The sequence below is a fragment of the Flavobacterium sp. SOK18b genome (assembly GCF_014156605.1).
Taxonomy (GTDB): domain Bacteria; phylum Bacteroidota; class Bacteroidia; order Flavobacteriales; family Flavobacteriaceae; genus Flavobacterium; species Flavobacterium tiangeerense.
This window is the reverse complement of record NZ_QKNZ01000115.1, coordinates 1-2,790: the sequence shown is the minus strand read 5'-3', so window position 1 is coordinate 2,790 and position 2,790 is coordinate 1. Positions and strand designations below refer to the sequence as shown.

Annotated in this window: 4 protein-coding genes; 2 read left to right on the top strand and 2 right to left on the bottom strand. The window is 31.5% G+C overall.

Features of this window, described 5'->3' with window-relative positions:
• Window positions 1-139 precede the first annotated feature (139 nt).
• Window positions 140-610 carry a helix-turn-helix transcriptional regulator gene (locus DNC80_RS14180; RefSeq protein ID WP_182651772.1) on the top strand — a complete coding sequence of 157 codons (471 nt, stop codon included), beginning with the start codon at window positions 140-142 and terminating at the stop codon, window positions 608-610.
• 78 nt (window positions 611-688) lie between these two features.
• On the opposite strand, the gene DNC80_RS14175 is transcribed toward DNC80_RS14180, so the two are convergent.
• The gene (locus DNC80_RS14175) at window positions 689-1,240 is read right to left on the bottom strand and encodes a 1-acyl-sn-glycerol-3-phosphate acyltransferase (protein WP_182651771.1); all 552 of its coding nucleotides are present in this window, start codon (window positions 1,238-1,240) and stop codon (window positions 689-691) included.
• A 61-nt stretch (window positions 1,241-1,301) separates the two neighbouring features.
• Between DNC80_RS14175 and DNC80_RS14170 the strand changes: the two genes are divergently transcribed.
• The gene (locus tag DNC80_RS14170) at window positions 1,302-1,967 is read left to right on the top strand and encodes a spermidine synthase (RefSeq protein ID WP_182651770.1); all 666 of its coding nucleotides are present in this window, start codon (window positions 1,302-1,304) and stop codon (window positions 1,965-1,967) included.
• A gap of 12 nt (window positions 1,968-1,979) precedes the next feature.
• On the opposite strand, the gene kdsB is transcribed toward DNC80_RS14170, so the two are convergent.
• Window positions 1,980-2,705 carry a 3-deoxy-manno-octulosonate cytidylyltransferase gene (kdsB, locus tag DNC80_RS14165; protein WP_182651769.1) on the bottom strand — a complete coding sequence of 242 codons (726 nt, stop codon included), beginning with the start codon at window positions 2,703-2,705 and terminating at the stop codon, window positions 1,980-1,982.
• Window positions 2,706-2,790 lie beyond the last annotated feature (85 nt).

Below are 2,790 nucleotides of genomic sequence, written 5' to 3'. Positions count from 1 at the left end.
ATTAAGTACGTATATTGTTTTTAAAGTACTGTTACTTTAATACAAATGGTAATTTTAAATTCTTTTTAGACCTAATTTACCGTTTATTCACTTATATTTGTTACATTTGTAAATAGATATAATTTAAATATAATTCACAATGGTAAACATCGAAGATTTTATTAAAAGGTTAGAAATTATATTGGATTATTACGGACTTAATGCCTCTTCATTTGCAGATAAAATAGGTGTACAACGTTCTAGCTTGTCACACCTCCTATCTGGAAGAAACAAACCAAGTTTGGATTTTATATTAAAAATTTTAGATGTTTTTCCCGAAGTTGATTTGTATTGGATTCTAAACGGGAAAGGAAGTTTTCCTAAATTACAGGAATTTAATGTAAACAATTTAAATATTAAAGAAAATAGAAACAGTTCCAATTTTGATACTGAAGTAAAAAGCAATAGTTCCACTGCCGATTTGTTTACTGACTTTATACCTCCTATTCCTAATATAATTTCAGAAATTCCATTTCCTACGAAAAATACAACTCATTCAGATCAGGAAGAGATTGAAACAATCATGATTTTTTATAAAAACGGGACCTTTAAACAATATACTCCAAAATAAAAATGCTTTTCCAGAAACTCTAGAAAAGCATTTACTTTTGTGATCATTCAATCTTGTATCAATTTCTAAATTTTAATTTTAGAATTGAATTCCATTTTCGGGAATTTTACCCAAGACTCCTTTGTAGTGTTCTTTCAGTATTGTTAAGTCTTGTTCTATATTGCCAGACGGATTTAACGGTTGCCCTAAATGAACCTGTTTTCTACCAAAATCAAACGAAACAGGAACAATAGGTACATTAGCTTTTAAAGCCATATAATAAAATCCTGTTTTTAATTCACTTACTTTTTTACGAGTCCCTTCTGGTGCCACAGCCAATCTAAAAGTATTTTTTTTATCAAATATGGCAGCTATTGAATCCACTTTGTTTAATCCTCCACTCCTATCCAGTGGTTCCCCGCCCATATATCTAAAATAAATTCCGAGTGGAAAACGAAACAACTCTTTTTTACCTACCCAATTCATTTCAAGTCCTGTAATTCCCCTTGTAAAAATGCCAAGGTAAAAATCATGCGCGCTGGTGTGTGGCATAACCATCATGACGCACTTTTTTAAATTAGGATCTATTCCACCTACTATTTTCCAACCCATAAGTTTAAAAAACAAGAATTGGTATATTATTTTTTTCATTACTTAGATTTTGTGACAAAATAAATGATAAAAAACTTATTTTTGATTAAAACCATTCGTAATGATCAAAAAAATATTGAGTTATTTAATTCCTGTTAAAATTTTTGAAACAAAATCAAGCATTAGCCAGTCAATTGAAGTTACTTGGGCGAACGGAGAATTAGTTTTAGATTCCAAAAATGCGAACTACTCTTATGGTAGTTTACAGCGCATTTTAAGACTCGGGTTAAAAAGTATTGGTTTTGAAAAGATAGTAAAAATGGAAAGCATCTTACTACTAGGTGTTGCCGGAGGAAGCGTTATTAAAACATTAGTTGACGATGTGAAATTTAAAGGCAAACTAACTGGAGTTGAGATAGATCCCGAAATTATTCATATTGCAAATACCTATTTCAAATTGAATGAAGTTGAAAATCTGGAAATTATAATCGACGACGCTTTTGAATTTGTGTTAAAAACTAAAGAAAAATACGATTTAATCATCATTGATATATTTCAAGACACCACTATGCCTAATTTTTTATTCGAAATCTTTTTTACCAATAGGCTTTGCCACCTCATTAAATCAAAAGGTTTTATTCTATTCAACACCATGATTTTGAACGATGATCAGAACAGTAGAAATAAAAAATATATTACTGATTTTGTCCATCCGCAATTTCAAATTAGGACGATTCCCCGAATTGAAATTCACAATGAACTTATTGTAATTGAAAAATTAGCGTAGCAACTCCTTATTTTAAAGCATTTTTCTGGCTTTTTCTAAATCTTCAAGAGTATCAATCCCGATGCCTACGTGTGTGGTCTCGACCATCTTGATTCGTTTTCCAAACTCCAAATAGCGCAGTTGTTCTAGTTTTTCGGATGCTTCCAAAGATTGCATTGGTAAACTGTAAAAATCCAACAATGCTTTTTTTCTAAAAGCATAAATACCAATGTGTTGCATGTATCGAACACCTACATTTTGCTCTCTCGGAAACGGAATCACAGATCGGGAGAAATACAAAGCAAATCCGCTTTGATCCACTACAACCTTCACATTATTCGGATTATTGATATCTTCTTGATTAGTGATTTCGCGCATTAACGAGGCTAAATCAACTTTTTTATCCAAATCGTTTTTAAAAACTTCAATGACTTTGGCAAGAGGTTCGCCATCAATAAAGGGTTCATCACCTTGCACATTAATCACAATATCAACATCTAGATTTTCGACTGCTTCGGCAATTCGATCGCTACCGGATTCATGTTCTTTGACACTCTTAATAGCTTTTCCACCATTAGAAATAATTTCATCATAAATCAAATCGGAATCCGCCACTACAAAAACATCATCAAACAATTGCGTGTTGATGGCTGCTTCATAGGTTCTTAGGATTACGGTTTTCCCTCCAAGATCTTGCATCAGTTTAGCGGGAAATCGTGTAGAGGCGTAACGTGCGGGAATGACTGCTATTATTTTCATATTTTTGTCAAATATATTTACTAATACAAAGTTAATCAGAATTTAAATACAATATTTAATTAATTATATTTATGAGGTTTAAAAA

What these genes read in the sequence shown, in the direction of transcription:
- DNC80_RS14180 (WP_182651772.1), top strand. Translation starts at nt 140, where the DNA reads ATGGTAAACATCGAAGATTTTATTAAAAGGTTAGAAATTATATTGGAT.
- DNC80_RS14175 (WP_182651771.1), bottom strand. Translation starts at nt 1,240, where the DNA reads ATGAAAAAAATAATATACCAATTCTTGTTTTTTAAACTTATGGGTTGG.
- DNC80_RS14170 (WP_182651770.1), top strand. Translation starts at nt 1,302, where the DNA reads ATGATCAAAAAAATATTGAGTTATTTAATTCCTGTTAAAATTTTTGAA.
- kdsB (WP_182651769.1), bottom strand. Translation starts at nt 2,705, where the DNA reads ATGAAAATAATAGCAGTCATTCCCGCACGTTACGCCTCTACACGATTT.